This is a genomic window from Xanthomonas nasturtii, from assembly GCF_001660815.1.
GTDB lineage: Bacteria > Pseudomonadota > Gammaproteobacteria > Xanthomonadales > Xanthomonadaceae > Xanthomonas > Xanthomonas nasturtii.
Map to the genome: position 1 here is coordinate 1 of NZ_LYMI01000068.1, position 6,218 is coordinate 6,218.

Annotated in this window: 4 protein-coding genes and 1 pseudogene; 3 read left to right on the forward strand and 2 right to left on the reverse strand. The window is 64.9% G+C overall.

Going from position 1 to position 6,218, the window contains the following annotated elements; translation table 11 throughout:
• A partial coding sequence (locus A7D16_RS19345; RefSeq protein ID WP_153043136.1) for a transposase occupies positions 1-222 on the forward strand: 222 nt, incomplete at its 5' end.
• Positions 223-378: 156 nt separating this feature from the next.
• A complete protein-coding gene (gene hemF / locus A7D16_RS19350) occupies positions 379-1,278 on the forward strand; it encodes an oxygen-dependent coproporphyrinogen oxidase (protein ID WP_064634859.1) in 900 nt (299 codons plus the stop codon).
• 842 nt (positions 1,279-2,120) lie between these two features.
• On the opposite strand, the gene polA is transcribed toward hemF, so the two are convergent.
• Complete coding sequence (polA, locus tag A7D16_RS19355) at positions 2,121-4,922, reverse strand: DNA polymerase I (RefSeq protein ID WP_064634860.1); 2,802 nt, start codon at positions 4,920-4,922, stop codon at positions 2,121-2,123.
• A 76-nt stretch (positions 4,923-4,998) separates the two neighbouring features.
• On the opposite strand from polA, the gene A7D16_RS19360 reads away from it, so the two are divergent.
• Complete coding sequence (locus tag A7D16_RS19360; RefSeq protein WP_064634861.1) at positions 4,999-5,280, forward strand: DUF2782 domain-containing protein; 282 nt, start codon at positions 4,999-5,001, stop codon at positions 5,278-5,280.
• A 205-nt stretch (positions 5,281-5,485) separates the two neighbouring features.
• Here the strand turns inward: A7D16_RS19360 and A7D16_RS19365 are convergent.
• Positions 5,486-6,077, reverse strand: a pseudogene (locus A7D16_RS19365) (type VI secretion system protein TssA); the annotation flags it as partial.
• Between the last annotated feature and the right edge of the window lie 141 nt (positions 6,078-6,218).

Sequence of the window (6,218 nt, forward strand, 5' to 3'; positions counted from 1 at the left end):
AGCGGCGCGCGAGAGATTTTAGGCGAGCAGCTCACGGTGCAGATTGCCAAGCGCAGCGAACTGCACACCTTCAAGGTCATGCCCAAGCGATGGATTGTCGAGCGTAGTTTTGCTTGGCTGGAGAAGAACCGAAGGCTATGGAAGAACTGCGAGCGCAAACTCAACACCAGCCTGCAGTTCATCCATTTGGCCTTCTTGGCACTGTTACTCAGAAGATTGTGAACAGGTTCTAAGATCAGCAGCTCTTCAGCTCTTCAGCTCTTCAGCTCTTCAGCTCTTCAGCTCTTCAGCAAAGCATCCACCTTCCGCATCGCCCTGCGACAGACGGGCGCATTTGCCTGAACGCACCACGTGCAATGCACCGCTTAGAATTGGGACATGAACGAATTCGACCGAGTACGCGATTACCTGACCGGCCTGCAGGACCGGATCTGCGCCGCTGTGGAAGCTGCCGACGGCAAGGCACGCTTTGCAGAGGATGTTTGGAAGCGCGAAGAAGGCGGCGGTGGCCGGACCCGCATCCTGCGCGACGGAGCGGTGTTCGAGCAGGCCGGCATCGGTTTTTCGGATGTGTCCGGGACGCGCCTGCCGCCATCGGCCAGTGCGCACCGGCCCGAGCTTGCCGGTGCGACCTGGCGTGCATGCGGCGTCTCGCTGGTGTTTCATCCGCACAACCCGTATATCCCGACCACACACATGAACGTGCGCTACTTCCGCGCCGAGCGCGATGGCGAGGTGGTGGCCGCCTGGTTTGGCGGTGGCTTCGACCTGACTCCGTTCTATCCCTTCGATGAGGACGTGCAGCACTGGCACCGCGTCGCGCAGGCGCTGTGCGAGCCGTTTGGCCAAGAGCGCTATGCCGCGCACAAGCGTTGGTGCGACGAATACTTTTTCCTGCGCCACCGCAACGAAACGCGTGGCGTGGGCGGGCTGTTCTTCGACGATCTGGGTCAGGATTTCGAGCGCGACTTTGCCTATCAGCGCGCAGTGGGCGATGGCTTCCTGGATGCCTACATCCCAATCGTGCAGCGTCGCAAGGACACACCCTGTGGCGAGCGCGAACGCGAGTTCCAGCTGTACCGTCGTGGGCGCTACGTGGAATTCAATCTGGTCTACGACCGCGGCACCCTGTTTGGTCTGCAAAGCGGTGGGCGCGCCGAGAGCATCCTGATGAGTTTGCCGCCACGGGTGCGCTGGGAGTACGGCTTCACGCCGGAGCCAGGCAGTGCCGAAGCGCGCCTGGCCGATTACCTGATTCCACGCGACTGGCTGGGTTGATCGAAACGCCGCCGTAAGGCTGGGCGTCCTGGCGGACGTCCACGCAGGTGGTGGCACTGGCGGACACGCTACGGCGAGCGTGGCGAGCAACTGCGCTACTTGCTGAGGGCTCGATCAACTGTGCGTCATCGGTGCACCATGCCGCCCGGCGACAGCGCAGCAGAGGTGCCGATCGCGTGACGCGAGGCGCGCCGTTCTTCTGCAGATCAAACTCACAACCATCGCCCGTATCGCAGCGTGCCCCGGCAAGCGCGTGCAGGGCTGGCGTGTGCAACGCAACGACGGCAGGCCGACAGATGAATGCGCACGTCGGCACGTCCATAAACCTGAATGAGTAACGTGGCTACCAGACCGCCGTCGCAGCATGCCATCTGCATGGCCGCACCCGGTCAATTGAGCGGGCACTTACGCTGCAACGCGGCATGGATTGGCGCTGGCGCAAACGAACGCGTTGCCTGTTGCGGGCCGCTGACGGCGGTCGCTACATGCCACGCGCCTGCGCAACCGAGGCACCTGCAGCATCGCAACTCACGCTGCAACGCTTGCGCAAAAATTGGGAGGACACAAATAAAAAGCCCCGCAGACCAGGGGGAGGTCGGCGGGGCCAGGGAACGGAAACTTGGGGAGGAGTTTCCGCTCCGAGATCTGCTCCAGGGGATGGGAGAGATCTGCCGACAGGCGTTGCGCCCGTCGAGGGATATAACAACATTTTGCACATTGATGGATCGTGAAGATAACTGTTAAAAAAAGGTAGAATTTAGCGGTTATTCATTCCATCGGCGTTCGCCAGATACGCATTATGTCTGGTCTGCGCATTCAGCATATCAGCGCCATTCGCTGCGTCAGTGCGCCTCGTCCCAGTTATCGCCAACGCCCGAATCAACCACCAGCGGCACGCGCAATTCGGCCGCGGCCGACATGCGCGTGGTGACTTCGCTCAGCAGCGTGTCGACGAAATCGGCATCGGCCTCGAACACCAGTTCATCGTGCACCTGCAGGATCATCAGCGCGCGCTGCGCATGGTCGGCGATCCAGCCGTCCACGCTGACCATGGCGCGCTTGATGATGTCGGCCGCCGTACCCTGCATCGGCGCGTTGATCGCGGCGCGCTCGGCGCCGGCGCGCTGCCCCTGGCTGCCGGCGTTGATGAAGTCCAGATACAGCCGGCGGCCGAACACGGTTTCCACGTAGCCCTTGTCGCGGGCCTGCTGGCGGGTGGTTTCCATGAAGTCGCGCACGCCCGGGTAGCGGCTGAAGTACAGCGCGATGTAGTCCTGCGCCTCGCCGCGCCCGATGCCGAGCTCGCGGGCAAGACCAAATGCGCTCATGCCGTACATCAGGCCGAAATTGATCGCCTTGGCGGCGCGGCGTTCGTCATTGCTGACGGTGTCGATGGTGCGGCCGAAGACTTCCGCCGCGGTGGCGCGGTGCACGTCGGCCCCGGACTCGAACGCACCCACCAGGCCGGGGTCGCCGGACAGGTGGGCCATGATGCGCAGCTCGATCTGCGAGTAGTCGCAGGCGATCAGCTTGCGCCCGGGCGGTGCGACGAAGGCGCGGCGGATGCGGCGGCCGTCTTCGGTGCGGATCGGGATGTTCTGCAGGTTGGGGTCGGACGAAGACAGCCGCCCGGTGGCGGCGCCGGCCTGGTGGTAGCTGGTGTGCACGCGCCCGGACTGCGGGTGGATCATCTCCGGCAGCTTGTCGGTGTAGGTGCTGCGCAGCTTGGTCAGGCCGCGGTATTCCAGGATCACCCGCGGCAGCTCGTGCTGGTCGGCGATGGCTTCCAGCGCTTCTTCATTCGTCGAGGGCTGGCCCTTGGGGGTCTTGACCACCGCGGGGAGCTTGAGCTCGTCGAACAGCAGCGCCTGCAGCTGCTTGGGCGAATCCAGGTTGAAGGTGCGCCCGGCCAGCTCGGTGGCCTTTTGCTGGGCGGCGAGCATGCGCTTGGACAGGTCCGCGCTCTGGCGACGCAGTTCGGCCGCGTCCACGCACACGCCGTTGGCTTCGATGCGCGCAAGCACTTCCACCAGCGGCATCTCGATCTCGCGGTAGACCTGCGCCAGGCCAGGTTCTGCGGCCAGCCTGGGGCCAAGCACCTGATGCAGGCGCAGGGTGATGTCGGCATCTTCGGCGGCGTAGCGGGTGGCGTCTTCCAGGCTGATCTGGGCGAACGGGATCTGCTTGGCGCCCTTGCCGCAGACGTCTTCGTACTTGACCGTGTCATAGCCGAGATAGCGCTTGGCCAGGCTGTCCATGTCGTGGCGGGCGCTGCCGGAATTGAGCACGAAGCTCTCCAGCAAGGTGTCGTCGTGATAGCCGGCCAGGGCGATGCCGTGGCGGCGCATCACGTGCAGGTCGTATTTGCCGTGCTGGCCGAGCTTGCGCACACCAGGGTCGGTGAGCAGCGGTGCCAGCTGCGCCAGCGCCTGGGCGCGGTCGAGCTGGGCCGGGGCGCCGGGGAAATTGTGGCCGAACGGCAGATAGGCCGCCTGGCCGGGCTCGGCGGCCACGCTCAGGCCGATCAGGTCGGCCTGCAGCGGGTCCAGGCTGTCGGTTTCGGTATCGAAGGCGAACTGGCCGGCGGCGCGCAGGCGGGCGATCCAGCTGTCCAGCTGTTGCTGGGTCAGGATGGTCTCGTACTGGCCGGGTGCCGACAGCGCCGGGTCCACCTCCACCGGGGCGCTGACCGGGCCGGACACGAAGCCGGTACCGCGGGCGCGCCCCGGCTCGGTGCGCGCCGTGGCGGCGGCAGCGCCCAGCGCCATCGGTTCGGACGACAGCCCGGCCTGTGCCGGCGCGCCGCCCATCTCGCGCAGCGCCTGGGTGAAGCCGTAGCGGGCGTACAGCACCGCCAGCGTCTCGGTGTCGGGCTCGCGCAGGTCCAGCGCGCGCGGGCCGCTGGCCAGGGTCACGTCGGTCTTGATGGTGACCAGTTCGCGGTTGAGCGGCAGCCGCGGCAGGGCGGCGCGCAGATTCTCGCCGATCTTGCCCTTGATCTTGTCGGCATTGGCGATGACGCCGTCGAGCGAATCGTATTCGGCCAGCCATTTGGCGGCGGTCTTGGGACCGCACTTTTCCACGCCGGGCACGTTGTCGACGGTGTCGCCCATCAGCGCCAGCAGGTCGACGATCTGGTTGGGCCGCACGCCGAACTTGGCGATCACCGCCGCGTCCGAATCCATGCGGCTGCCGCTCATGGTGTTGACCAGTTCGATACCCGGGCGCACCAGCTGGGCGAAGTCCTTGTCGCCGGTGGAGATGGTCACGCTCAGGCCATCGGCGGCGGCTTGCAGTGCCAGCGTGCCGATCACATCGTCCGCTTCCACCCCGTCGATGCGCAGGATGTCGATGCCCAGCGCATGCACGATGTCGCACATGGGTTGCACCTGCGCGCGCAAATCGTCCGGCATCGAGGGACGGTTTGCCTTGTAGTCGGCATACAAGTCATCCCGGAACGTCTTGCCCGGCGCATCCACCACAAAGGCGACGTACGCGGGGCGTTCCTTCAAGGTGGCGCGCAGCATGTTGACCACGCCGAACAAGGCGCCGGTGGGCTCGCCCTGGGCATTGGTCAGCGGCGGAAGCGCGTGGAACGCGCGGTACAGGTAACTGGACCCGTCGATCAGGACTAATCTGCTCATGCTCCAATTCTACGCTGCACACCCACGCCGCACCGCGCCGGCGCATACTGGCCGACGACCTAAACGGATGACGACGATGAAGAGAGCAAGTCTTTTGCTGCTGCCGTTGCTGCTGCTCGGCGGCTGTGCCACCAGCGGTGGTGGCGGCGATGTGCCGGCCGGTGCGGATGTCACCAGCAAGACCATGGGCAACGGCGACAAGGTCGACGAGTACCGCGTCAACGGCCAGCTGGAAATGGTGCGGGTGACCCCGGCACGCGGCGCGCCCTATTTCCTGTACGACCGCGACCACGACGGGCATACCGATGCCGAGAAGGACAAGGTCAACAAGGTGTATTGGCAGTTGTATAGCTGGTGATTCGGGATTCCCGAATCGGGAATCGGGAATCGGGAATCGTAGAGCGTAAGCACAGCGCCTGTTTGGTCACTGGTGCCGGTAACGTCGACATTGGGTGGCGTTGCAGGGTGCGATGGCACTTCGGTTTCAGTACTTCTTAGCACGGCAGCGGCGTGCGACGCCGTTGCTGCTGCTCCGCAGAATCAGGCGTGGCTGAGCGCAATGCTCAGCTGTCTTCCAGCGGGCCGGTGACGCGTTGCAGTTCGTCGATGCCGCCTGGGGCCAGTTCCTTCATCAGCGCCAGGAAGTCGCAGCCGACCAGGCGTTGCGCGCGACGCAGCAGCATCGGCACCGGGCTGGAGGGTTCATGCCGGGCGTAATAGGCGCAGATTTCTTCCAGTCGCCGTTTCACATCGTCCGGGCCGGCGATGTCGCCGTTGCGGCGCGTGGCAGTGGCTGGCGTGGCCGCGGGCTCTTCGCCGGCAGCTTGCTCGCCTTCTTCGGTCACCGCTGCGATGCCCTGCCGCGCCTGCCAATGCGGCAGCACGAAGCGTTCCAGGTCGCGCAGATCGGTCAGCAGCGGGCGCAGGTCCGGGGCAGCGGTGCCGACGCGCTCGATCAGCAGCGCATCGATGGCGCGCGCATGCGTTGCATGCCTCGCTGATCGCCTGAGCAGAGGCGGCCAGTGTCTCTGGAGCGCAGTCCTGACAGCAGGCTTCGATTTCGGTGAGGCTGGGGCCGCTCTGGCCGTCGGGCAACTTGATGCTGCCATTGGCCACGCGCAGATCGCGCAGGCTGAAACGGCCCAGCCGCGGCGATGTTTGATCCCAGTCTTTGATGGTGCATTATTTTCCCACGAATGGAAGGAAGCACTATGGGCAAGGTTCTGCATGGGAGCGCCACTACGACAGAGGCGATCCGTCGAGCGATACAAAATAGTCAAGAGAGCCTGAGAGCGC

Coding starts and splice junctions, on each gene's coding strand:
- A7D16_RS19360 (WP_064634861.1), top strand. CDS start 4,999: ATGAAGAGAGCAAGTCTTTTGCTGCTGCCGTTGCTGCTGCTCGGCGGC.
- polA (WP_064634860.1), bottom strand. CDS start 4,922: ATGAGCAGATTAGTCCTGATCGACGGGTCCAGTTACCTGTACCGCGCG.
- hemF (WP_064634859.1), top strand. CDS start 379: ATGAACGAATTCGACCGAGTACGCGATTACCTGACCGGCCTGCAGGAC.